Source organism: Streptomyces sp. NPDC024698 (assembly GCF_055559015.1).
Map to the genome: position 1 here is coordinate 120,957 of NZ_JBVHLK010000013.1, position 23,285 is coordinate 144,241.

19 protein-coding genes are annotated in these 23,285 nt (G+C 71.8%); 12 read left to right on the forward strand and 7 right to left on the reverse strand.

What is annotated here, in order from left to right; genetic code table 11:
• Window positions 1–23: 23 nt before the first annotated feature.
• On the reverse strand, window positions 24–488 hold the full coding sequence (locus ACZ4AA_RS26060; protein ID WP_389399799.1) for a universal stress protein: 465 nt from the start codon (window positions 486–488) through the stop codon (window positions 24–26).
• 101 nt (window positions 489–589) lie between these two features.
• Here ACZ4AA_RS26060 and lysX point away from each other — a divergent pair, with 101 nt between their 5' ends.
• Both lysX and ACZ4AA_RS26070 read left to right on the forward strand, forming a co-directional pair.
• Complete coding sequence (lysX, locus tag ACZ4AA_RS26065) at window positions 590–3,868, forward strand: bifunctional lysylphosphatidylglycerol synthetase/lysine--tRNA ligase LysX (RefSeq protein ID WP_467607547.1); 3,279 nt, start codon at window positions 590–592, stop codon at window positions 3,866–3,868.
• A gap of 80 nt (window positions 3,869–3,948) precedes the next feature.
• Window positions 3,949–4,794: a polysaccharide deacetylase family protein gene (locus ACZ4AA_RS26070; RefSeq protein WP_467607549.1), complete on the forward strand. Its 846-nt coding sequence runs from the start codon at window positions 3,949–3,951 to the stop codon at window positions 4,792–4,794.
• 110 nt (window positions 4,795–4,904) lie between these two features.
• On the opposite strand, the gene ACZ4AA_RS26075 is transcribed toward ACZ4AA_RS26070, so the two are convergent.
• Window positions 4,905–5,567 carry a class F sortase gene (locus ACZ4AA_RS26075; RefSeq protein ID WP_389399802.1) on the reverse strand — a complete coding sequence of 221 codons (663 nt, stop codon included), beginning with the start codon at window positions 5,565–5,567 and terminating at the stop codon, window positions 4,905–4,907.
• A 331-nt stretch (window positions 5,568–5,898) separates the two neighbouring features.
• Between ACZ4AA_RS26075 and ACZ4AA_RS26080 the strand changes: the two genes are divergently transcribed.
• Entirely contained in the window at window positions 5,899–6,390 is a 492-nt protein-coding gene (locus ACZ4AA_RS26080) for a hypothetical protein (RefSeq protein ID WP_339132989.1), read from the forward strand.
• 226 nt (window positions 6,391–6,616) lie between these two features.
• Here the strand turns inward: ACZ4AA_RS26080 and ACZ4AA_RS26085 are convergent, their stop codons facing one another.
• The 3 genes from ACZ4AA_RS26085 to ACZ4AA_RS26095 all read right to left on the reverse strand — a co-directional run bounded on the left by ACZ4AA_RS26085 (window position 6,617) and on the right by ACZ4AA_RS26095 (window position 8,769).
• Window positions 6,617–7,153: a hypothetical protein gene (locus tag ACZ4AA_RS26085; RefSeq protein ID WP_467607554.1), complete on the reverse strand. Its 537-nt coding sequence runs from the start codon at window positions 7,151–7,153 to the stop codon at window positions 6,617–6,619.
• 224 nt (window positions 7,154–7,377) lie between these two features.
• Window positions 7,378–8,142, reverse strand: coding sequence for a bestrophin-like domain (locus ACZ4AA_RS26090; protein WP_467607557.1), 765 nt, complete (start codon window positions 8,140–8,142; stop codon window positions 7,378–7,380).
• A gap of 15 nt (window positions 8,143–8,157) precedes the next feature.
• On the reverse strand, window positions 8,158–8,769 hold the full coding sequence (locus tag ACZ4AA_RS26095; RefSeq protein ID WP_467607560.1) for a hypothetical protein: 612 nt from the start codon (window positions 8,767–8,769) through the stop codon (window positions 8,158–8,160).
• 271 nt (window positions 8,770–9,040) lie between these two features.
• Between ACZ4AA_RS26095 and ACZ4AA_RS26100 the strand changes: the two genes are divergently transcribed.
• The 4 genes from ACZ4AA_RS26100 (at window position 9,041) to ACZ4AA_RS26115 (ending at window position 14,320) form a co-directional block, all read left to right on the forward strand.
• Window positions 9,041–9,988 (forward strand): SCO0930 family lipoprotein, encoded by a 948-nt coding sequence (locus ACZ4AA_RS26100; RefSeq protein ID WP_467607563.1) that lies wholly within the window; start codon window positions 9,041–9,043, stop codon window positions 9,986–9,988.
• 477 nt (window positions 9,989–10,465) lie between these two features.
• Window positions 10,466–11,278 carry an SAM-dependent methyltransferase gene (locus tag ACZ4AA_RS26105; RefSeq protein WP_467607567.1) on the forward strand — a complete coding sequence of 271 codons (813 nt, stop codon included), beginning with the start codon at window positions 10,466–10,468 and terminating at the stop codon, window positions 11,276–11,278.
• Window positions 11,275–13,410 (forward strand): putative bifunctional diguanylate cyclase/phosphodiesterase, encoded by a 2,136-nt coding sequence (locus ACZ4AA_RS26110; protein ID WP_467607570.1) that lies wholly within the window; start codon window positions 11,275–11,277, stop codon window positions 13,408–13,410. The genes ACZ4AA_RS26105 and ACZ4AA_RS26110 overlap by 4 nt, the downstream gene beginning before the upstream one ends.
• Window positions 13,411–13,540: 130 nt before the next feature.
• On the forward strand, window positions 13,541–14,320 hold the full coding sequence (locus ACZ4AA_RS26115) for an SDR family NAD(P)-dependent oxidoreductase (RefSeq protein WP_467607574.1): 780 nt from the start codon (window positions 13,541–13,543) through the stop codon (window positions 14,318–14,320).
• Window positions 14,321–14,339: 19 nt separating this feature from the next.
• Here ACZ4AA_RS26115 and ACZ4AA_RS26120 read toward each other — a convergent pair whose 3' ends face one another.
• The gene (locus tag ACZ4AA_RS26120; protein WP_467607578.1) at window positions 14,340–15,224 is read right to left on the reverse strand and encodes a LysR family transcriptional regulator; all 885 of its coding nucleotides are present in this window, start codon (window positions 15,222–15,224) and stop codon (window positions 14,340–14,342) included.
• Window positions 15,225–15,344: 120 nt separating this feature from the next.
• On the opposite strand from ACZ4AA_RS26120, the gene ACZ4AA_RS26125 reads away from it, so the two are divergent.
• From ACZ4AA_RS26125 to ACZ4AA_RS26145, 5 genes are all read left to right on the forward strand, one after another.
• A complete protein-coding gene (locus tag ACZ4AA_RS26125; RefSeq protein WP_467607789.1) occupies window positions 15,345–16,016 on the forward strand; it encodes a succinate dehydrogenase in 672 nt (223 codons plus the stop codon).
• Window position 16,017: 1 nt separating this feature from the next.
• Entirely contained in the window at window positions 16,018–17,970 is a 1,953-nt protein-coding gene (locus tag ACZ4AA_RS26130; RefSeq protein ID WP_467607582.1) for a fumarate reductase/succinate dehydrogenase flavoprotein subunit, read from the forward strand.
• Window positions 17,967–18,716, forward strand: coding sequence for a succinate dehydrogenase/fumarate reductase iron-sulfur subunit (locus tag ACZ4AA_RS26135; protein ID WP_467607587.1), 750 nt, complete (start codon window positions 17,967–17,969; stop codon window positions 18,714–18,716). Before ACZ4AA_RS26130 ends, ACZ4AA_RS26135 begins: the two co-directional genes overlap by 4 nt.
• 262 nt (window positions 18,717–18,978) lie before the next feature.
• Window positions 18,979–19,749: a GNAT family N-acetyltransferase gene (locus ACZ4AA_RS26140; RefSeq protein ID WP_467607591.1), complete on the forward strand. Its 771-nt coding sequence runs from the start codon at window positions 18,979–18,981 to the stop codon at window positions 19,747–19,749.
• A gap of 176 nt (window positions 19,750–19,925) precedes the next feature.
• Window positions 19,926–20,831 (forward strand): lysophospholipid acyltransferase family protein, encoded by a 906-nt coding sequence (locus ACZ4AA_RS26145; RefSeq protein WP_467607793.1) that lies wholly within the window; start codon window positions 19,926–19,928, stop codon window positions 20,829–20,831.
• Window positions 20,832–20,869: 38 nt separating this feature from the next.
• Here the strand turns inward: ACZ4AA_RS26145 and ACZ4AA_RS26150 are convergent, their stop codons facing one another.
• Window positions 20,870–23,233, reverse strand: coding sequence for an ATP-binding cassette domain-containing protein (locus ACZ4AA_RS26150; RefSeq protein ID WP_467607596.1), 2,364 nt, complete (start codon window positions 23,231–23,233; stop codon window positions 20,870–20,872).
• Window positions 23,234–23,285 lie beyond the last annotated feature (52 nt).

A 23,285-nucleotide genomic window follows, 5' to 3' on the forward strand; every position in this document is an offset into this window, starting at 1 on the left:
ACCGGACCGGCCCCGGCGTGCCCCTACGGCACGACCGTGACGGGCCAGCGGCCCGCCTTCACCAGCCGGATCGCCACCGACCCCACGATCCGGTGCCCGGCCTGTTCGGAGGCCCCCACCACCACGGCGTCCGCCTTCAGCTCGTCCGCGGCGGTGACCAGACCGTTGTAGGGGTCACCACGGAAGGTGTGGAACTCCCAGCGCACATCGAATATGTCCTTCACCCGCTCGGCGGCGTCGCGGATGTACTGGATCAGATCCTCGGCGATCTCGTCGGTCGTCTCCGCGACCGGCACCCCGAGCGCGGCTCCCGCGGCCATCACCGGCTGGACGTAGACCACCGCCAGCAGCGCCCGCTGCCGCCGCGCCAGACCACCGGCGTAGGCCGCGGCACGCAGGGAGGAGTCCGAGCCGTCCACCCCGACGACGATGACCTTGGGACCGTCCGTGCCGCGTTCGAACCGATGCGCGTGCTGCTCTTCCGTCACGGCTGCGAGGCTATCGGAACCCCCAGGTCCCACCGCCTCGGGGGAGCGGCGGAGATCCGCTCGACGGGCGCGCCACCGCCGCCCTTCCTACAGTCGGAACCATGAGTGCCACTGTGGAGGCCCGCCCGCCGAAGACCGCCAGCGGCCCGCCACGGCCGCCCAGGACCGGCTTCCTCAGCAAGGTGCCCGAGGGCTTCGCGACCTTCTTCGCCGCCATCGGCCTGCTCTGCACCCTGCTCGCGTTCATCCCCCCGGTACGCGCGGTGCTGCGCCCGGTCGTGCGCTTCCTCGACCTGCTGATCATCCCGGTCAGCGCCAACCTCGCGTACGCCGTGTTCCTCTTCCTGCTCGCCGCCGCGACGGCCGCCCGCAAGAAGATCGCCTGGTGGCTCGTCGTCGTCTATCTCGGCCTGCTCGTCCTGACCGACGCCCTCGGGGTCGCCGTCGGCCTGTACGCCGCCTCGATCCCCTCGCTCATCGTCTGCGGGCTGCTGCTCGCCCTGCTGATCGTGGCCCGCCGCGAGTTCTACGCCGACTCGCGCCGCGCCGCCGTACGACGGGCCCTGCTCGTCCTGGTCACCGGGCTCGTCCTGGCGATCCTCCTCGGCTGGGGCCTGGTCGCACTGTTCCCGGGCACCCTGGCGGAGGGCCAGCGGCTGCTGTGGGCCGCCAACCGGGTCTGCGGCGGACTCGTCTCCGGCCGCTCCTTCGACGGCCGTCCACCGCACTGGCTGTTCTTCGTCCTCGGACTGTTCGGCGCTCTCGCCCTGCTCAACGCGGCCTCCACGCTCTTCCGTTCCCAGCGCCTGGTCGCGGCCCTGCACGGCGACGAGGAGTCCCGGATCCGCGCCCTGCTCCAGGCGTACGGCGGCGAGGACTCCCTCGGCTACTTCGCCACCCGCCGCGACAAGGCCGTCGTCTTCTCGCCCAGCGGCAAGGCGGCCGTCACCTATCGCGTCGAGGCCGGGGTGTGCCTCGCCAGCGGCGACCCGGTCGGCGACCGGGAGGCCTGGCCGCACGCGATCGCCGCCTGGCTGGACATCGCCCGCCGCTACGCCTGGGCACCGGCCGTCATGGGCGCCTCCGAGGAGGGCGCCAAGGCGTTCGCGCGCTCCGGGCTCGGCGCGCTCCAACTGGGCGACGAGGCCATCCTGAACATCGCCGGCTTCGATCTGTCCGGCCGCGAGATGCGCGTCACCCGGCAGGCCGTCAACCGCGTCAAACGCTCCGGCGCCACGTGCCGGGTCCGCCGGCACTCCACCCTCTCCGAGAGCGAGATGGAGGAGATCGTCGGCCGGGCGGACGCCTGGCGCGACACCGAGACCGAGCGCGGCTTCTCGATGGCCCTCGACCGGCTCGGCGACCCCGAGGACGGCGACTGCCTGCTCGTCGAGGCGATGGGGTCCGACGGCAAGCTGCTCGCCCTGCTCTCCTTCGTGCCCTGGGGCCGCGACGGCATCTCCCTGGACCTCATGCGCCGCGACCGCAGCGCGCCCAACGGCGTCATGGAGTTCATGGTCGCGGAGGTCTGCGCGGTCGCCGGCAAGTTCGGGGTCCGGCGCATCTCCCTCAACTTCGCCGTGTTCCGCTCCGTCTTCGAGGAGGGCGCCCGCATCGGCGCGGGACCCGTGCTCAGACTCTGGCGCCGGCTGCTGCTGTTCTTCTCCCGCTGGTGGCAGCTGGAGGCCCTCTACCGCTCCAACGCCAAGTACCACCCGGACTGGTACCCGCGCTTCATCTGCTACGGCGACACCGGCGCCCTCGCGCGCATCGGAATGGCCTCCGCGATCGCCGAGGGCTTCGTCTCCGTGCCCTCGCTGCGCAGCCTGTGGGGCAAGGGGCACACCAAGGGCGCCCCCGCACCCGCCACGACCGCGGGCCTGCCGTCCCTGGCGGCCCTCGGCCTCGACGCCGAGGGCGCGGCCCGGACGGACGATCCCACCACCGGGCTGCCCGACCAGGTCCGGGTGCGGCACCGCAAACTCGACCGGCTGCGCGCCGAGGGCACCGACCCCTACCCGGTCGGCATCCCGCCGCGCACCCACGTCCTGGCCGAGGTGCGCGGCGGCGAGGACGTCACCGTCGCCGGACGCGTGATGCTCGTACGCGACTTCGGCGGGATCCTCTTCGCCGTGCTGCGCGACTGGTCGGGCGACCTCCAGATCGCCCTCACCCGCAAGGAGTCCGGCGCCGCGCTCGACCGCTTCCGGCAGGTGATCGACATCGGCGACCACATCGGCGCCGACGGTCTGGCGGGCGCGAGCGACTCCGGCGAGCGCACGGTCTTCGTCACCGACTGGCGGCTGACCGCCAAGTGCCTGCACCCGCTCCCCGACAAGCGCAAGGGCCTCGCCGACCCCGAGGCGAAGGTCCGCCGCCGCTATCTCGACCTGGTGTCCAGCCCCGCCGCCCGCGAGGTCGTACGCGCCCGCTCCACGGCCGTACAGGCCCTGCGCCAGGGGCTGCTCGACCGCGGCTACCTGGAGGTCGAGACCCCGATGCTCCAGCAGATCCACGGCGGAGCCAACGCCCGGCCCTTCACCACCCACATCAACGCCTACGACCTGAACCTCTACCTGCGCATCGCGCCCGAGCTCTACCTCAAACGGCTGTGCGTCGGCGGCATGGAGAAGGTGTTCGAGCTGGGCCGCACCTTCCGCAACGAGGGGGTCTCCTACAAGCACAACCCCGAGTTCACGATGCTGGAGGCGTACCAGGCCTTCGCGGACTACGACGTGATGCTCGATCTGGTCCGCGAGCTGATCCAGGGCGCCGCGACCGCCGCGTTCGGCTCACCGGTGGCCCGCAAGGACGGGGTCGAGTACGACATCTCGGGGGAGTGGCCCGTCAAGACGGTGTACGGCGCCGTCTCCGAGGCGCTGGGGGACGAGATCGACGCGGACACGAACCTGGAGAGGCTGCTGCGGCTGTGCGACCGCGCGGGCGTGCCGTACACGGCGGACGACGGGCGCGGCGACGTCGTCCTGGAGATGTACGAACGTCTCGTGGAGGAGAAGACGGGGCTTCCCACGTTCTACAAGGACTTCCCGACCGACGTCTCCCCGCTCACCCGGCAGCACCGCACCGACCCGCGGCTCGCCGAACGCTGGGACCTCGTCGCCTTCGGTACGGAACTGGGCACCGCCTATTCGGAGTTGACCGACCCGGTGGAGCAGCGCCGGCGGCTCACCGAGCAGTCGCTGCTGGCCGCCGGGGGAGACCCCGAGGCGATGGAGCTCGACGAGGACTTCCTGGACGCGCTGGAGTACGCGATGCCGCCCACCGGCGGCCTCGGCATCGGCGTGGACCGGCTCGTCATGTTCCTCACCGGTCTGACGATCCGCGAGACGCTGCCGTTCCCGCTGGTGCGCCGCCGCTGAATGGTCCACGCGGGTGCATTCGTGAGGCCCTACCGGTGGTGCTCGGCGTGGTGGCCCCTCGGCCGGGTGACTGATTAGTCATGAAAAAGGATCAGCTGATTACCCGACGCCGGGCGTTGGTCGCCGGCGCCGCTGTCCTGGGGGCGGCCGGAGCCGCGGGCACGGCCCGTCTCCTGACCACCGATCAGGCCGTGGAGCCGGCGCGGAGCCTCCCGCTCTCCGGCCCGCCGGCCGCACGGGCCCTCAAGCCCTCCGCCTACCGTCTCCAGCCGCTCGCCGGGTACGGCCCGCCGCCGCGCGGCACACAGCTGCGGACCCTCGTCCGCAACGAGCCCTTCATGCGGGTCTCGGGCCGCGGCCGCACGATGGTGCTGAGCTTCGACGACGGCCCCGACCCGCACTTCACCCCCGAGATCCTGCGCACCCTGCGGGAGTACGACGTCCACGCCATGTTCTTCGTGTGCGGGGAGATGGCCGCCGACAACAAGGACCTGCTGGGCGTCATGGCCGACGACGGACACATCGTCGGCAACCACACCTGGAGCCACCCGCTGCTCACCAAGCTCTCGCGCTCCGCGATCCGCTCCGAGCTGGAGCGCACCAGCGACGTGATCGAGGACGCGTACGGAGAGCCGCCCGCCTGGTTCCGCGCGCCGTACGGGGAGTGGAACCGCGCCACCTACCAGATCGGCGCCGAACTCGGCATGGAGCCGATGGCCTGGACGATCGACACGCTCGACTGGTCGAGGCCCGGAACCCGCTCCATCGTCGGCACGGTCCAGAAGGAGGCGGCCCCGGGCGTCGTCGTCCTTCAGCACGACGCGGGCGGCGAGCGCTCGCAGAGCGTCCAGGCCCTGCGCACCTATCTCCCGCGCCTGCTGGACGCCGGCTATCACATCACGGTGCCGCACCGGAAGAACGTGTAGAACCGGGAAAGGCCCCGCGCACGATGTGTCGCGGGGCTTTCGGCCGGAGCGGCCGGCGGGAGGCACGACGCCTCACCGACCGGCTTTTCGCGTGTCCGGCCCGGGAGCGCTCAGCGCACCTCGGAAAGGCGTGCGAAAACGACCACGTTCCCGTCGTATCCGTGCTGCTTGGAGAAACCGCCGCCGCAGGTGATGACCCGCAATTCGGGGGTTCCCTTGCTGTTGTAGACCCGGTCGCCGGGGAAATCGGCCTTCGCGAAGACCTCGATGCCGTAGATCTCGAACACCGCGGTCTTTCCGTCCTTGCGCAGGACCTCGACCTTGTTCCCCTTCTTCAGCGCCCCGAGCCCGTAGAAGACGGCGGGGCCCTGCATGTTGTCGACGTGGCCCACGATCACGGCCGTGCCCTTCTCGCCGGGCGAGACCGCGCCGGTGAACCAGCCGGCCAGATTCGGGTTGTCGGGCGGCGGCGCGTCGACCCATCCGTCCAGGTCAAGGCCTACCGGCATCACCGGGGCGTCGACACGGATGGCCGGGATCCGCACCCGGTCGACCACGGAGTACGGCAGAGCGTCCGGGGTCTTGGAGAACGTCTCGCCCGGCGTGCGGCTGTCGGCCGCTGCCGCCGAGGCCGGCTGCGGGGGACCCACGTCGAACTCGCCGGAGCCGTTCCGGATGAGTGCGAGGCCGGTCAGCAGGACAAGCGCTATGACGCCCCAAGGAGCGCGCTTCCTCTGCCGCTCCTCCTCTTCGGCCAGCTCGGACGCAGACATTCGCAATCCCCTCTCGACGCGGCCGTCGCCTCGTCATCCGCGCATATGAGCACGCTAATGGCAGCAAGGCCGCCCGGCGACGGGGCGCGGGCGAACGGGTGGCGGGCGGAATGCCCCGTGCGCCATCCGAGTTGCCGTGACCAGGAATTTTCTGACAGTCCGTGACCTGCGGCAATATCCGATTGTGTGGAATTCTCTCGGCGTGTCCTCTCACCAGGACGGACCATTCCCGAAATGCGGCCCCGTGCACGGCATCTGAGGGTCTGACTGGGAGGCGCTTTCTCGCCGATCCACCGGGGACGGTTCCCGGGGCGCCCCCGCGGAGGAACACATGCGTACTACTCGTGCCCTGGCGGTGTCCGCCGCCGCGGTCGCCGCCGTGGGGCTCGCCGCCCCGATGGCCGCGGCGTGGAACACGCCGAGCAACATCGTCGCCCAGCCCAGCGTCATCGCCCGCGGCGGTCAGTTGGCCGTGACCGTCGACGGGTGCCCGAGGGGAGGCACGATGACCTCTCCCGCGTTCCGTCAGGCGAGGCTCTCGCCGCTCCTCGGCAGCCGCACCGAGGCGTCAAGCGGTACGGCCACCATCAACCAGGACGCCCGTCCCGGCTCGTACGACATCACCGTCAACTGCGACGGGACGGGTCCGCTGACCCGCCCGGCCGCGTTCACCGTCATCGGCGGTGTGCGCGGTGGTCTCGGCGGCAGCAGCACCACGGGAGCCACGCCCACCGACATGGCGATCGGCGGCGGTCTGGTGGCCGCCGCTGCCGTCGGCGGCGGGGTCTTCTGGATGCGGCGCAGGTCGGAGCGGCACATCTGACCGTCTCCGCGGGCGAGTGGCCGGTCCCGCTCTCCTCGGAGGCCGGCCGTTCGCCGTGTGCGGCGCGCATGACAGCCCTTCGCTCCGGACCCGTCCGACCGGGTCCGGAGCGAAGGGCTGTGCCGCTCCGACCGGGTCCGGGGTGAAGGGCCGTGCCGCTCCGTCAGGATCCGGGACGGGGGCCGTGCCGCTCCGTCAGTTCGGGGACGGGGGCTGTGCCGCTCCGTCAGGTCTCGTCGGAGGAGGTGCGCCGGCGGGAGAGATACCAGGCCGCGCCGACGGAACCGGCGATGAGCGCCGTCCCCATCCCGATCTCCTTGAGGTCGAAGCCACCGACGCTGCCGCCGACTCCGGCCCGGACACCCCGCTGGAGGGGCACCGGGGTCGGGGTGACCGGCCGGTGCCCGGCGATGGTCAGACCGGTGCTGCCGCTCGCTCCGCCGCACGAGAAGGTCACGTCGTACACGGCCCCGGGTCTGGCGTCCCAGTCGACCGTGGCGGTCGCCGAGGACTGCCCCGGCGGGATGGTGACGGTGTCGAAGATCCCGGAGGTGACCGTCGCGGTCCCCCTGCACCCGCCGTCCCGCTTCAGGAGCAGCGACACCTGGCCGCCCGCGGCGATCGTCGACGGCTGCACGCTGAAGGCGAACGGCGTGATCGGGGTGAGGCCGTGGTCCCCGTCGCCTGCGAGGGCGGCGGGTGCGGCGAAGGTGAGGGCGGCTACGCCCAGCAGTGCGGCCGAAGCGACGCGTATCGCGCGCATGGTGAGCCTCCAGGTCCCCGAGGAGCCTTGCTGCGGAACTTTTCCGCTTGCGCCAGAAATGCACCTCGATGATCGGAACGCTAGGAAAGGGCCGACCGGGGCGCGATCCCAGTAGCGCGAACGGGGCAATTGTGTGGGCCGTCCGGGGGACGCGACGGGTGCGGACGGGGGACGCCCGCGGCGTGGCGCGCGTCCCCCGCCCGCCGGGCCCACCCGGGAACGGGTCAGCCGGGAAGGTGCGGGAACAGCGAGGTGAAGGGTTCCGCCGAGGCCGTGATCCCACGGCTGTAGGGCGAGTCGAAGTCCCAGATCAGGAAGAGCAGGAAGGCGATCAGGGCGGAGAACAGCCCGGCCAGGATCAGCTCCCGGGCGGTGCGCCGGATCTGGAGCGCGAAGATCATCCCGACCGTGACCACGGCGCCGGTGATCAGTCCGAACCACACCACTCCGGGCATGGTCGCCCCGGTGGAGTCGGCGCGGGCGCTGCGCGCGGTGTCGGCCGCCGTCACCTGGTCGAGGAGCGGCTGGTAGGCCTGTGCCTCGAAGTCCGACTTCGGCTGGTAATCGGTGACGTCGTGCCGGATCCGGTCCAGGAGCCGGCCGCCCTCGTCGGTCACCCGGCCGTGTTCCTCCATGGCCTTCCACTCGGTGTCGACCACGTAGTGGACGTACGTGTCGACGTCACCGCGGATCCGGTCGCGGACGTCGGGCGGGTAGACCCGTACGCGTTCGTAGATCTCGTGCAGGGCCTGGGCCTCCGACTGCACCTGGTTCTGAGCACCGCCGCGCGCCTCCCAGACACCGGCGATGGCCAGACCGAGGACGATGGCGTACACCACCCCGATCATCATCGTCATGTACTCGATGACGTCCGGGGTCTCGCTGGGGTCCTCGTCCTCGCGGGCCCTGCGATCGCGTACGAGGGTCACGGCGAGGACCACGAGGCACGCGGCCGCCATCGCGAGGGCGAGAACAAGCCAATCCGACACAGTGTGCCTCCAGGGTCAGCGCGGGCGCAGCGCCGCGACGGCGAGCACCGCGGGCGCGGTGATGAGCAGGGTGAACGAGACCAGCGAAGGACCGCCGCGGGGTGCGTGCTTGTGCGGCGGGGTGCGGTACGCCGGGTAGCTGACCGGAACCGGCTGCGGGACGGGACGCGCGCTCGGTCTCGGTGGGGGCTCGGGCGCGGGTCTCGGTGCCACGACCGGAGCCGGCCGCGGCTTCGGTTTGGGAGGCGGCGGTGGCGGGGGCACGGGCTTCGGGGCGTGGGTGGGCGGAGGGGGAGGCGCCGGCGCGGGCTTGGGCTTGGGCTTCGGCGGCGGTGGCGGCGGAGGGGGCTCGGGAGGCGGCGGGGTGGGTGCGGGGGCCGGCGTGGGCGTCGGCGGGCAGGGCGGGGTGGGCGTCGGAGCCGGGCACTCGATGGTGTGTCCGGCCACGGCGACCGCCCCGTCGCCCGCCACGGCCACCGCGGTGATCCCGCCGGGACCCGTCGAGGCGGAGGCACAGGCGTCGGCCGCGGCCGTTCCGCCCGGCGCGCCGACGAGGAGCCAGGTGAGCGTCGTCAGCGCCAGGACCCGTATGACGAGGGCGGACCGGGTCCGCTGGGGTGCGTGCACGACGGAGATCATGGAGGGCGAGAGGCCGCGTCACGCCGAACTGTCCTGGATTGACCACGAATTGGGTACCTCTGGCCCCCGTCGGCTGACGCGCGGTGCCAGGAAGCGCCCGTCTCGATCGAACACCTGCGCGATACGCGTCGAACGGGTCACAGCCTTCCGAAAGAAATTTGGGGCCCGTTTGAACACTCCTGCACCTCCCGCCCGTACCTAGGGCCATGCGCGGCGCCGCAGGGCGCTGCAACACTTATGCGAACAGCGGGAGTTACCAATGAAGACCTCCTGGCGGAGCGCCTCACTCGTAGCGTCAGCTGCGGCCGTGCTGGCGCTCACGACGGCGTGTGGTCAGGAAAGTGGCACCCCTTCGGTGGGTACCCAGAACGTCGGAGCCACCGCCGCGGCGGGTGGTTACGGCACCAGCCCCACCGCGGGTGCGGGCAACGGCTACGGAGCCGATTCGAAGGACGAGAGCGCCGCCGCCAAGCCGGAGGTCGCGGGCAAGCTGACCGTGACCGAAAGCGTCAAGCTCGGCAAGGTGCTGACCGACGGCGCCGGATTCACCCTCTACCGCTTCGACAAGGACACCGCGGAGCCGCCGAAGTCGAGTTGTGACGGCGCCTGCGCGACCGCCTGGCCGCCCGTGCCCGCCGAGGGCGCCGAGGCCGCCACCGGCATCGACAAGGCGCTGCTCGGCGAGGTCACCCGCTCCGACGGCACCAAGCAGCTGACCATCGGCGGCTGGCCCATGTACCGCTTCGCCAAGGACACCAAGGCCGGCGACGTCAACGGCCAGAACGTGGGCGGCACTTGGTTCGCCTCGGCGCCCGACGGCAAGAAGGCCACGCTGGCCGCCCTGCCCGGTCTGTCGGTCCGCAAGGACCCGAAGCTCGGCGACATCGTCGTCGACAAGAACGGCATGACCGTCTACCGCTTCATGAAGGACCAGGCCTGGCCCGTCTCGAAGTCGGCCTGCACCGGCGCCTGCCTGGAGAAGTGGCCCGCGGTCGCCCCGGTCCCCGCGAGCGACACCAAGGGTGTCCAGAAGAAGGGCCTGATGGGCTTCACCCGCCCGGACGGCGTCAAGCAGATGACGGTCAACTGCTGGCCGATCTACACCTTCTCCGGTGACAGCGCTCCCGGCGACACCAACGGTCAGGGCGTGGGCGGCACCTGGTACGCCGTCTCGCCCGACGGAAAGCCGGTCGGCGCGGCCAAGTAGGGCATCAACACCCCACGGTTGATCGGTTCTCCCGAACGAACGCGCCGCCAAGGGTCCGCCCCCTCCACCGGAGGGGGCGGACCCTCGTGCGTCCCCGCGCGGTCCGGCGCCGGACCTTCGTTCCGGTGCGTGACCGGGGCGTTCCGCCCGGTACGTGGCCGCAGCATTCCAGCCGTCGCCGGAACGTGAAAGATCCGGTCTGTCGTCCGGATGTGAAAGAACGTCCTTGTCCGACGGAGGACTTGGCCACGCTTCGTGACTCCGCGGAGCTTTTTGGAATGCTTCGGAACGATTTCGCGGGGGCGGTGAGTGGTGTGCGCGGTATACGTTCGCAGTTGCCAATTCGGCACGTGCCTGAGGCAGTGACCGGGAACGGACGGTCAATTTCCGGTTTGACTCGCCCCTTTGGCGGGCGATCAGTAGCCTCTGCTCGAACACCGGATCGTCCGTGCCGTCGCCTACGCCTTGGAGAGATAGATGGAGCGTCCCGCCTGGGCCCCTCGCAGCATTGACATCTCAGTGCCGAGCGTGTCCCGGATATACGACTACTACCTGGGCGGTTCGCACAACTTCGAGGTGGATCGGGAAGCGGCGCGCAAGGCGATGGAGTTCATGCCGGGCCTTCCCAAGATCATGCAGGCGAACCGGGCGTTCATGCGCCGGGCCGTCCGGTACGCGGTCGGCGAGGGCATCGACCAGTTCCTCGACATCGGCTCCGGGATCCCGACGTTCGGCAACGTCCACGAGATAGTGCAGGCGGCCCGGCCCGGCGCACGGGTCGTCTATGTCGACCACGACCCCGTTGCCGTCGCACACAGTCAGGCCGTCCTGCGGGACAACGAGGACGCGGACGTCGTCGCCGCGGACCTCCTCAAGCCCCAGGAGATCCTCGGAAGTCCCCCGGTTCAGCGGCTGATCGACCTGAACCGGCCGGTCGCGCTGCTTCTCGTTGCCATACTTCACTTCGTGGAAGACGCGGACGACCCGTACCGGGCGGTGGCCGAACTGCGCGACGCCCTCGCGCCGGGGAGCATGCTCGTCGTCACGCATGCCTCGTTCGAGGGAATTCCGCTCACGCGGGAGCGGGCCGAGGGCACGGTCGACGTCTACAAGGACATCCGCAACCCACTGATCATGCGCACGCGCGACGAGATCGCGCGGTTCTTCGAGGGGTACGACATGGTGGAACCCGGACTGGTGCTGATGCCGGAATGGCGGCCCGACACGGCACCCGAGGACGAGGATCCCTATTCCTTCTCCGGGTTCGGCGGCGTGGGACGCACGGCGTGAGCGCCGAGCCGGACGGGCCGGAGGACAGACTGCGCCGGTTCGCGACGATCTGGAGCCGCGCGGTCTTTCCCGTCACCTCCACCTCGCTGACCCGGCCGGAGTTCGAGGAACAACTGCTGCCTCTCGCGAGGCGGCTGAGCGACGCCCTGCGGGCCAGGACCTTCGAGGCGGCCGAGGGGCGCGGGGTCGGCGCCGCGCTCGTCGCCGCGCACTGCACCGATCCCGAGGCACTCAGCCGGGCCCTCGACTGCGTCGACGCCTATCTGGTCCTCTACTGCGGCGAGGACGGTCCCAAGGAGGCGCTGCGGACCCGCTCCGCCCGGCTCCAGCACGCCATCGCCGCCGGATACGCCGAGGCGCTGCGCGAGCGGACACTCGTCGAACAACAGGCCATCTCACAGGCCGCGTTGACCGCCCGGAGCGCCGTCGCGGAGGCGCTGCACGACAGTGAGGCCCGCTTTCGCGCGGTGTTCGAGGGCGCCGCCATAGGCATCGGCATCGCCGACCTCGAAGGAAACATCCTCCAGGCCAACGGCGCCCTGCTGCGGATGTTCGGCGGCTCCGAACAGACCATGCGCGGCCGCAGGGTCCCGGAGTGGACACACGCCGAGGACGCTCCCCAGGTGTGGCGGCTGTACGAGGAGCTGGTGCGCGGCGAGCGCGAGCACTACCACGTCGAGAAGGCGTTCTACCGCCCCGACGGCACCGCCCTGTGGACCAACCTGACGGTCTCCCTGCTGCGCGACGCGGACGGCGAACCCCAGTACCAGCTGGCGCTCATGGAGGACACCACCGAGCGCCGGCTGCTCAATCTGCGGCTGCGCTACGAGGCGACCCACGACGCGCTCACCGGACTGCCCAACCGGACCCTGTTCTTCGAGCGGCTGGAGAAGGCGCTCGCCGCGGGGGAGGGGCAGCGCTTCGGGCTCTGCTATCTCGACCTCGACGGCTTCAAGACCATCAACGACAGCCTCGGGCACGCGGCGGGCGACCGGCTGCTCGTCGAGGTCGCCGACCGTCTCCAGTCCTGTGCCACGGCCCCCGGCGAGATGGTCGCCCGGCTCGGCGGCGACGAGTTCGTGGCCCTCACCACCGGCCCGGACACCGAGCGCGAGGTCGACGAGCTGGCCGGCCGCATCATGAACGCGCTCGTCACCCCGATCAGCGTGGACGGCCGCGACCTGACCGTGCGCGGGAGCGTCGGCATCGTCGAGGGCCCGGCCGGGGAGCGCGGCGCCGCCGAGGTGCTGCGCAGCGCCGACATCACGATGTACCGCGCCAAGTCCGCGGGCGGCAACCGCTTCGAGCTCGCCGACCCCGAGGCCGACGCCCGCGCCATCACCCGCAACGGACTCACCACCGCGCTCCCCGCCGCCCTGGACCGGGGCGAGTTCTTCATCGAGTACCAGCCGCTCGTGCACCTCGGCGACGGCAGCGTGCGGGGCGCGGAGGCGCTGGTGCGCTGGCTGCACCCGCAGCACGGCGTCCTCGGCCCCGACCGCTTCATCCCGCTCGCCGAGCACACCGGACTGATCGTGCCGCTCGGCCGCTGGGTCCTGGAGCAGTCGGTGCGCCAGGCCCGCAGCTGGCAGCAGCGGCACTCAGGCGCAGGCCCGCTGCGCGTCAACGTCAATCTCTCGCCGTGCCAGCTGACCCATCCGGGTCTGGTCCAGGACACGATCGACATCCTGGAGCGTGAAGGGCTCGACGCCCGGGCGCTGTGCCTGGAGGTCACCGAGTCCGCGCTGATCGGGGCGGACGACGACCTGCTCAAACCGCTGCGCAGACTCGCCGAGATGGGTGTCGACATCGCGCTAGACGACTTCGGCACCGGATACTCGAACCTCGCCAACCTCCGTCGTCTGCCGGTCAGCATCCTCAAGCTGGACCGGTCCTTCACCCAGGGCATGCAGCAGTTCCCCGCGGATCCGGTCGACCTGAAGATCGTCGAGGGCATCGTCTCCCTCGCCCACAGCCTCGACCTGGCGGTCACGGTCGAGGGCGTGGAGACCGGAGCGCAGGCCGAGCAGCTGCGGATCCTTGGCTGCGACACCGCGCAGGGCTGGTACTACGCCCGTCCCGGCCCGCCGGAGCGGCTGCACGAGCTGGCCCTGGTCGACGCGGTCGGCTGAGCGCCGGGCGCGGCGCGCCCCGTCAAGACCGGGTGCGCCGCCCACCGGTGGGGCACCGGACGCCTCGCGCCCGCGGCGCTCGGTGGGTCTCATGGACAGGAGGTACCTCCCACACATGGAGCTGAGACGGATGAGCACCGAACTTCAGGGCAGGACGGCCGTCGTCACCGGAGCCAGCAAGGGGATCGGACTCGCGGTCGCGGAGGCACTGGTGGGCGCGGGGGCGACGGTGATCGCCGGCTCCCGCGGCACCTCCGCGGGCCTCGACGCCCTGGCCGCCAAGGGGACCGTGCGCTGGGTGCCGGTCGACCTCGCCGAACCCGACGCCGCGGCCGGGCTCGTCGAAGCGGCGGACGGCCGGATCGACGTCCTGGTCAACAACGTGGGCACGGCCCCCGCCCGCACCGGGGGCTTCCTGTCGGTCACCGACGAGGAATGGCGCCGCACCCTGGATCTGAACCTGCTCACGGCCGTACGGGTCACCCGTGCGGCCCTGCCCGCGATGATCGCCGCCGGGGAGGGCTCGATCGTGACGATCGGCTCGGTCAACGCCACCCTGCCGGACCCGCTGGTCATCGACTACAGCGCGGGGAAGGCCGCGCTGGTCGCGTTCTCCAAGGCGCTGTCCAAGGAGGTCGGCCCGAAGGGCATTCGCGTCAACACGGTGAGCCCGGGTCCGGTGGAGACCGATCTGTGGCTGGGTGGCGGGGGAGTGGCCGCTACGGTCTCGGCCGCCGCCGGACTCACCCCGCAGGACGTGGTCGCCGACGCGTCAGGCGCCACCGTCACCGGCCGTTTCTCCGAGCCGTCCGAGGTGGCCGGCCTGGTGCTCTTCCTCGCCGGGGACCGCGCCCGCAACATCACCGGCAGCGACTTCGTCATCGACGGCGGCCTCATCCCGACCTGGTGAACCGCGGGGCCGCCCGCCCTCAGCGTTCCAGCAGCATCCGCTGGAGTTCCCTGGCCGCCCGCGGCGGGGCCACATCGCTGCGGTGCGCCAGCGCGATGGTCCGCTCCAGTCCCGGCCTGGCCAGCGGCGTCACCCGCAGGCCCGGCCCGGAGCGCGCGGCCACCATGCGCGGTACGACGGCCACACCGAGGCCCGCCCGGACGAAGCCGAGCACCGCGTCCATCTCTCCGCCCTCGACCGCGAAGTCGGGCTCGAAACCCTCGGCGCGACAGGCGGCGACCGTCAGTTCGCGCAGGTCGTAGCCGTGCCGGAACATCACAAGGCGCTCGCCCTCCAGCTCGGCGACCCGCACCGCCCGCCGTCCGCCGCCGGGCGCCGGGGCGTCCGGTGACGACACCACCACGAGGTCCTCGCGCAGCAGCTCGACCGTGGTCAGCGCGGGGGACGGGGTCGGCAGGGGCAGGACGACGAGGGCGAGGTCGAGGGCGCCGCGCGCGAGTTCCCGTACGAGATCGTGCGAGCCGCCCTCCTCGATCAGCAGCCGGATGCCCGGATAGCGGTCGTGGAAGGCGCGCAGCACGTCGGGCAGCAGACCGGTGCACAGGCTCGGGGTCGCGCCGAGCCGTACCCGGCCGCTGCGCAGCTGGGCCAGCTCCTGCACCTCGTGCCGGGCCGTGTCCGCGTCGGCGAGGATGCGCCGGGCCAGCGGCAGCAGCGCCTCGCCCGCGTCGGTGAGCGTGATGTTGCCGCGCGCCCGAAGGAAGAGATCGGCCCCCAACTCCCGCTCCAGCGCCTTGATCTGCTGGGAAAGCGAGGGCTGCGCGACGTGCACGAGGTCCGCGGCCCGGGTGAAGTGCCGGGTCTCCGCGACGGCGACGAAGTACTGGAGCTGTTGGAGCTGCACCCTTCGACGATAGCGCACGCCTATGGAAACCAGCCGTTTCATGTCTTGGACTGATCGGTTCCCGGCGGCCTACCGTCTCTTCCCATGGCTCTGGCAACGCGGACGGACCGACGGCCGTCCATGGCGCGCACCGTGTGGGACAGCTCCGTCGGCAAGAAGACCGTGATGGCCGTCAGCGGCCTGATCATGCTGCTCTACCTGGTCGCCCACATGATCGGGAACCTCAAGATCTACTTCGGCGCGGGCGAGTTCAACCACTACGCCCACTGGCTGCGCACCGTCGGCGAACCCTTCATGCACTACGAGTGGACGCTGTGGATCGTCCGCGTGGTGCTGGTCGTCGCCGTGGTCGCGCACGCCGTGTCCGCCTACCAGCTCAGCCGCCGTGACATCAGGGCCCGGCCCAGCAAGTACGTGCACAGGAAGCGGGGAGCGAGCTACGCCACCCGCACCATGCGCTGGGGCGGGATCATCCTCGGCCTGTTCATCGTCTGGCACCTCCTCGACCTGACCACCGGCACCGTGCACTCCGGCGGCTTCCAGGAGGGCCACCCCTACCAGAACGTCGTGGACACCTTCTCCACCTGGTACGGCGACGTCGTCTACATCGTCGCGATGCTCGCGCTCGGCCTGCACATCCGGCACGGCTTCTGGAGCGCCGCCCAGACCCTCGGGGCCGGCAGCCGCACCCGCGACCGCGCCCTGAAGACCGTCGCGAACGTCCTCGCACTGCTGCTCACGGTCGGCTTCATCGCCGTGCCGGTGGGCGTCATGACCGGAGTGGTGAGCTGAAATGACCGCCGAATACGCCCACTTCACGACCGGGGAACCGGTCACCGACACCAAGGCACCGGCCGGACCCGTCGAAGAGCGATGGGACAGGCGCCGGTTCGAGGCCAAGCTGGTCAACCCCGCCAACCGCCGCAAGCACACCGTGATCGTCGTCGGCACCGGACTCGCGGGCGGCTCCGCGGGCGCCACCCTCGCCGAACAGGGCTACCACGTCGTCCAGTTCTGCTTCCAGGACTCCCCGCGCCGGGCCCACTCGATCGCCGCGCAGGGCGGCATCAACGCGGCGAAGAACTACCGCAACGACGGCGACTCCGTGCACCGCCTCTTCTACGACACCGTCAAGGGCGGCGACTTCAGGGCCCGCGAGTCCAACGTCCGCCGCCTGGCGCAGATCTCCGTCGAGATCATCGACCAGTGCGTCGCCCAGGGCGTGCCCTTCGCCCGCGAGTACGGCGGCCTGCTCGACACCCGGTCCTTCGGCGGCGTCCAGGTCTCCCGCACCTTCTACGCCCGCGGCCAGACCGGCCAGCAGCTCCTGCTCGGCGCCTACCAGGCGCTGTCCCGGCAGATCGCCGCCGGCAACGTCGAGATGCACCCGCGCACCGAGATGCTGGACCTGATCGTGGTCGACGGACGGGCCCGCGGCATCGTCGCCCGCGATCTCGTCACGGGCCGGATCGACACCTACTTCGCCGACGCGGTCGTCCTCGCCAGCGGCGGCTACGGCAACGTCTTCTACCTGTCGACGAACGCCATGAACTCCAACGCCACCGCGATCTGGCGGGCCCACCGGCGCGGCGCCCTGTTCGCCAACCCCTGCTTCACCCAGATCCACCCCACCTGCATCCCGCGCACCGGCGACCACCAGTCCAAGCTCACGCTGATGAGCGAGTCGCTGCGCAACGACGGCCGCATCTGGGTCCCGAAGGCGCACGGCGACACCCGCCCGCCGAACGAGATCCCCGAGGACGAGCGCGACTACTACCTGGAGCGCGTCTACCCCTCCTTCGGCAACCTCGTGCCCCGCGACATCGCCTCCCGGGCCGCCAAGAACGTCTGCGACGAGGGCAGGGGAGTGGGCCCCGGCGGCCAGGGCGTCTACCTCGACTTCGCCGACGCCATCCGGCGGATGGGCCGTGCCGCCGTCGAGGAGAAGTACGGCAACCTCTTCGACATGTACGCCCGGATCACCGCCGAGGACCCGTACACCGTGCCCATGCGGATCTACCCCGCCGTGCACTACACGATGGGCGGACTGTGGGTCGACTACGACCTCCAGACCACCGTCCCCGGCCTGTTCGCCATCGGCGAGGCCAACTTCTCCGACCACGGCGCGAACCGGCTCGGCGCCTCCGCCCTCATGCAGGGGCTCGCCGACGGCTACTTCGTCCTGCCCTCGACGATCAACGACTACCTCGCCCGCAACCCCGCGCAGGAGCCCGTCACCCCCGAACACCCCGCCGTGCAGGAGGTGCTGGCCGAGACCGAGGACCGCGTCAACCTGCTCCTGTCCGTCGACGGCGACCGCACCCCCGACTCCTTCCACCGCGAACTCGGCGAACTCATGTGGGAGTTCTGCGGAATGGCCCGTACGGAGAGCGGGCTGAACAAGGCCCTGGAGCGCATCCCGCAGATCCGCGAGGAGTTCTGGCGGCGCATCAAGGTCCCCGGCACCGGCGCGGAGTTCAACCAGTCGCTGGAGAAGGCCAACCGGATCGTCGACTACCTCGAACTCGCCGAGCTGATGTGCCTCGACGCCCTGCACCGCGCCGAGTCCTGCGGCGGCCACTTCCGCGAGGAGTCCCAGACCCCCGACGGCGAGGCGGCCCGCCGGGACGAGGAGTTCTCGTACGCGGCCGCCTGGGAGTTCGCCGGCACCGGCGCCGCTCCCGTCCTGCACAAGGAAGACCTCGTCTTCGAGTACGTCCACCCCACCCAGCGGAGCTACGCATGAAGCTCACCCTGCGCGTCTGGCGGCAGAAGAACGCCGACGCCGACGGAGCGATGTCCACGTACGAGGTGGACGGAATCTCGGCCGACATCTCCTTCCTGGAGATGCTCGACACCCTCAACGAGGAGCTCATCCTCACGGGCGACGACCCCGTCGCCTTCGACCACGACTGCCGCGAGGGCATCTGCGGCGCGTGCAGTCTCGTCATCAACGGCGACGCGCACGGACCCGAGCGCACCACCACCTGCCAGCTGCACATGCGCTCCTTCCGCGACGGCGACACGATCGACGTCGAGCCCTGGCGGGCCGCCGCCTTCCCGGTCGTCAAGGACCTGGTCGTCGACCGCTCCGCCTTCGACCGGATCATCCAGGCCGGAGGCTACGTCACCGCCCCGACCGGCGCCGCGCCCGAGGCGCACGCGACCCCCGTCCCCAAGCCCGACGCCGACTTCGCCTTCGAGCACGCCGAGTGCATCGGCTGCGGCGCCTGCGTGGCGGCCTGCCCCAACGGCGCCGCCATGCTGTTCACCTCGGCCAAGATCAACCACCTGAACGTGCTGCCGCAGGGCGCCCCCGAACGGGAGACCCGGGTGCTCGACATGGTGGGACAGATGGACGAGGAGGGCTTCGGCGGCTGCACCCTGGCCGGGGAGTGCGCGACCGCCTGCCCCAAGGGCATCCCGCTGGTCTCCATCACCGGCATGAACAAGGAGTGGCTGCGCGCCACCCGCAGGGCGGGAAGGCGTTAGCGGCAAAGTCGTTCGCCGTACGTGCGGACGGGCGGGACCGGGTGTGGTGCTCTCCCCCGGTCCCGTCTCGCTTTTCCGGGGCACCCCTGTCATTCAGCATCCCCACATCCGGCCTCCTGGCACTGGTCACGCAGGCGCCAACCGGCATCGGAAGAACAGGAGCGCGCAGACCGTTCGGATCCGGCCTGCCTCCCCGAGCTCCCGGCCCCCTGGAGCGAGGGGTACCCCTTTCGCCGAACCGGCCCGTGACCAGGAGAGTGCCATGACCGGCGTTTCCACCCTCGACACCCCCACCGAGCCCGTCACCCCCACCCGCTACACCGTCACCCTGGCCCGCGACGAGGCCGATGTCCGGGCAGCGCAGCGGCTGCGCCACGACGTCTTCGCCGGAGAGATGGGCGCCCTCCTGAACACCCCGCAGCCGGGCCTCGACATCGATGCCTTCGACGCCTACTGCGACCACCTGCTCGTCCGCGACACGGAGAACGGCCAGGTCGTCGGCACCTACCGGCTGCTGCCGCCCGACCGTGCCGCGATCGCCGGACGCCTCTACTCGGAGAGCGAGTTCGACCTCGGGCCGCTGGCCGAAATACGCCCCGGGCTGGTCGAGGTGGGCCGCTCCTGTGTCCACCCCGACCACCGCGACGGCGCGGTCATCGGCCTGATCTGGGCCGGGATAGCCCGCTACATGCTCGACGGCGGCCACGAATGGCTCGCCGGCTGCTGCTCCGTACCGCTCGCCGACGGCGGCAACCTCGCGGCGGGAACCTGGGACCGGGTGCGGGACAAGCACCTGGCCCCCGAGGAGTTCCGCGTCCGCCCGCTGCTGCCGTGGAGCCCCGAGGGCGTCGCCCGGCCCGCCCGCACCGAACTGCCCCCGCTGCTGCGCGGCTACCTCCGCCTCGGCGCCTGGGTCTGCGGCGAACCCGCGCACGACACCGACTTCGGGGTCGCCGACCTGTACGTGCTGCTGTCGATGCGCCGGGTCAACCCGCGCTATCTGCGGCACTTCCTCTCGCTCGTCCCCGCCTGATGAGCACTCCCCGCACCGGAGCGGCGCGCCTCCCGGTCCTCCGCCGCCCCCCAACCGGCGGAGGACCGGGAACGGCGGCGCCCCGCGAAGCCGTCCCCGCGCCCCGAAGGCCCGCCGCCGGTCCCGGAGGAGCCCGGTGGTCCGGCGGCGGGCCCGTCCGGACGGCCAGTGCCTGGCTGCCCACCGCACCCTGCTCGCCGCGCGGCTGCGTGGAGTCCGCTCGGCCCTGGACGGGCGTGCCCCGGGCCGTCCTGAGGCTGTCCGCGCTGCTGGCCGTGGTCGTCCTCGGGGTCGCGCTGCTCCCGCTCGTCGCACGGCTGCGGCACCGACCGCGCCAGTGGTGGATCCGCCGCTGGTGTCTGGCCGTGGTGCACACGGCCGGGGTCCGGACATGGATCACCGGGACGGTCCGGCCCACCGGCGGAGTCCTGATCGTGTCCAACCACGTCTCCTGGCTGGACATCCCGCTGCTCGCCGCCCTCCGCCCGGCCCGGATGGTCGCCAAGGCGGAGGTGCGCGGCTGGCCCGTGATGGGCGCGCTGGCGGCCCGCGGCGGCACGCTGTTCATCGACCGCGACCGGCTGCGCGCCCTGCCCGGCACGGTGGAGGGGGTCGCCGAGGCCCTGCGCGGCGGCTCGGCCGTCGCCGCGTTCCCCGAGGGAAGCACCTGGTGCGGCCGCGCCCGCGGCCGCTACCGCAGGGCCCTCTTCCAGGCGGCACTGGACGCCGGCGTGCCGGTCCAGCCGGTGCGCATCCGGTACCGGTCGGGCGACGGCGCGACGAGCACCGCGCCCGCGTTCGTCGGCGAGGACGCGCTGCTCGCCTCGCTGTGGCGGGTGGTGTCGGCGCGCGGCCTGGTGGCGGAGGTGAGTCTGCGGCCCCCGCTCGCGGCGGGCAGCCACCCCGACCGCCGGTCGCTGGCCGAGGCGGCCCAGGGCTCCGCGGGCACTCCCGGCCCGCGTGCCGACGCGTACCGGCCGGACGACGTGCTCGGCCGAGAACCCCACCGGGACCCCCGGCCCGCACCGGAACCGGGTGGTCCGAGCCCGGCGGATCGGTACGAGGTGACGGGTACGACGTGATCGGCACGACCATCGGCATGCCCTGGGCCGGACCTGGCCTAGTGGAGCCCGCCCAGCGCCCGGGCGAGGTAGGGCGCGGTCCTGCCGGCCGCCGCGGCCACCCGCTCGGGCGGACCGGCGGCCACGATCCGGCCGCCCTCGTCGCCCCCGCCGGGGCCGAGGTCGATCACCCAGTCGGCGCCCGCCACCACCGTCATGTCGTGCTCCACGACCACGACGGTGTGGCCGGCGTCCACGAGCCCGTGCAACTGGCGCATCAGCACCTCGACATCGGCCGGATGCAGTCCCGTCGTCGGCTCGTCGAGGAGGTAGAAGGTGTGCCCCCGCCGGACCCGCTGCAACTCGCTCGCCAGCTTGATCCGCTGGGCCTCGCCGCCCGACAGCTCCGTCGCGGGCTGCCCGAGCCGCAGATAGCCGAGGCCCACGTCGAGCAGGGTGTCGAGACTGCGCGTGACGGCCGGGGTGTCCGCGTCGGCGAAGAACCGCGCCGCCGCCTCCACCGTGAGATCCAGGATCTGCGCGATGTTCCTTCCCCGGTACGTCACTTCGAGGGTCTCGGGGTTGTACCGGGCGCCGCCGCAGTCCGGGCACGGGGCGTACGTGCTGGGCAGGAACAGCAGCTCCACACTGACGAAGCCCTCGCCCTGGCAGGTCTCGCAGCGCCCTCCGGCCACGTTGAAGGAGAACCGCCCCACACCGTAGCCGCGCGCCCCGGCCTCCTTCGTCGCCGCGAACACCTTGCGCACGACGTCGAACAGCCCGGTGTAGGTGGCCAGGTTGGAGCGGGGAGTGCGGCCGATGGGCTTCTGGTCGACGCCGACCAGCCGTCCGACGCCCGCCAGTTGTTCGGTCACCTCGCCGATCAGCGTGGACTTCCCTGAGCCGGAGACCCCGGTGACCGCGGTGAACACACCGAGCGGGAACGCGGCGGTGACCCCGCGCAGATTGTGCCGGTTCACCGGACCGACCGACACATGGCCCCGGGGCCGGCGCACCGCGCGCTCCGGCGCGGGGGAGCGGTCGAAGAGGAAGCGTGCCGTCGCCGACTCGCGCACCCCCTCCAACGCGGCGACCGGGCCGCTGTGCAGGACCCGCCCGCCGTGCTCCCCGGCTCCCGGGCCCACGTCCACCAGCCAGTCCGCGCCGCGCACGACGTCGAAGTGATGTTCCACCACGAACACCGAGTTGCCCGCCGCCTTCAGCCGCTCCAGCACGGTGAGCAGAGCCTCCGTGTCCGCCGGGTGCAGCCCGGCGGACGGCTCGTCCAGGACGTACACCACACCGAAGAGTCCGGAGCGCAACTGCGTTGCCAGCCGGAGCCGTTGGAGCTCGCCCGCCGACAGCGTGGGGGTGGCCCGGTCGAGGCTGAGGTAGCCGAGTCCGAGCTCCACGACGGGCGCGATACGGGAGGCGAGGTCCTCGGTCAGGACGCGGGCGCTCTCGGAGGTCCCGGCGCCGCCGGTGAGGGACTTCGCGAGTTCGACCAGCGGCAGCGCGGCCCATGCGGCGATGTCGCGCCCCGCGAACGTCACCGCCAGTGCCTCGGGCCGCAGCCTGCTGCCGCCGCACACCGCACAGGGCGCGGCGACGAGGAAGTGCTCGGCCTTGGTCCGCAGGGTGGCGCTCTTCGTGTCGGCGAAGGTCTTCATGACATAGCGCCGGGCGCTCATGTACGTGCCCTGGTACGGGCGTTGGATGCGGTCGGCGTCCCGCACCGGATGCACGGTGACCACCGGCTGCTCGTCCGTGAACAGGATCCACTCCCGCTCCTCGGCGGGCAGTTCGCGCCAGGGCCGGTCCACGTCGTGGCCGAGCGTGTCCAGGATGTCCCGCAGGTTCTTGCCCTGCCATGCCCCCGGCCAGGCGGCGATCGCGCCCTCACGGATCGACAGCGCGGGATCGGGGACCAGCAACTCCTCGGTCGTACGGTGGACTTGACCCAGGCCGTGGCACGCGGGGCAGGCCCCGGCCGCGGTGTTCGGGGAGAACGCGTCGGAGTCGAGCCGTTCGGCGCCCTCCGGATAGCGGCCCGCGCGCGAGAACAGCATCCGCAGCGAGTTCGACAGATTGGTGACCGTGCCCACCGACGACCGCGAGGTCGGTGCCGATCTGCGCTGCTGGAGGGAGACCGCGGGCGGCAGCCCGGTGATCTCCCCGACCTTCGGCGCCCCCACCTGGTGGATCAGGCGTCGCGCGTACGGGGCGACGGACTCGAAGTACCTCCGCTGCGCCTCCGCGTAGATCGTGCCGAAGGCCAGCGACGACTTCCCGGACCCCGACACACCGGTGAACACCACGAGGAGGTCCCGCGGGATGTCGACGTCGGCACCCTGGAGGTTGTGTTCCCGGGCACCGCGGACGCGGACGTGGGAGTCGTGGGGGCGGCCGTCGGGGCTGGGCATCGGCGGGACTCCTGGGGGCGGCCCGTACCGCGGGCCGGTGGGGCCGCGGCCC

Coding starts and splice junctions, on each gene's coding strand:
- lysX (WP_467607547.1), top strand. CDS start 590: ATGAGTGCCACTGTGGAGGCCCGCCCGCCGAAGACCGCCAGCGGCCCG.
- ACZ4AA_RS26070 (WP_467607549.1), top strand. CDS start 3,949: ATGAAAAAGGATCAGCTGATTACCCGACGCCGGGCGTTGGTCGCCGGC.
- ACZ4AA_RS26075 (WP_389399802.1), bottom strand. CDS start 5,567: ATGTCTGCGTCCGAGCTGGCCGAAGAGGAGGAGCGGCAGAGGAAGCGC.
- ACZ4AA_RS26080 (WP_339132989.1), top strand. CDS start 5,899: ATGCGTACTACTCGTGCCCTGGCGGTGTCCGCCGCCGCGGTCGCCGCC.
- ACZ4AA_RS26085 (WP_467607554.1), bottom strand. CDS start 7,153: ATGCGCGCGATACGCGTCGCTTCGGCCGCACTGCTGGGCGTAGCCGCC.
- ACZ4AA_RS26100 (WP_467607563.1), top strand. CDS start 9,041: ATGAAGACCTCCTGGCGGAGCGCCTCACTCGTAGCGTCAGCTGCGGCC.
- ACZ4AA_RS26105 (WP_467607567.1), top strand. CDS start 10,466: ATGGAGCGTCCCGCCTGGGCCCCTCGCAGCATTGACATCTCAGTGCCG.
- ACZ4AA_RS26115 (WP_467607574.1), top strand. CDS start 13,541: ATGAGCACCGAACTTCAGGGCAGGACGGCCGTCGTCACCGGAGCCAGC.
- ACZ4AA_RS26125 (WP_467607789.1), top strand. CDS start 15,345: ATGGCGCGCACCGTGTGGGACAGCTCCGTCGGCAAGAAGACCGTGATG.
- ACZ4AA_RS26130 (WP_467607582.1), top strand. CDS start 16,018: ATGACCGCCGAATACGCCCACTTCACGACCGGGGAACCGGTCACCGAC.
- ACZ4AA_RS26135 (WP_467607587.1), top strand. CDS start 17,967: ATGAAGCTCACCCTGCGCGTCTGGCGGCAGAAGAACGCCGACGCCGAC.
- ACZ4AA_RS26140 (WP_467607591.1), top strand. CDS start 18,979: ATGACCGGCGTTTCCACCCTCGACACCCCCACCGAGCCCGTCACCCCC.
- ACZ4AA_RS26150 (WP_467607596.1), bottom strand. CDS start 23,233: ATGCCCAGCCCCGACGGCCGCCCCCACGACTCCCACGTCCGCGTCCGC.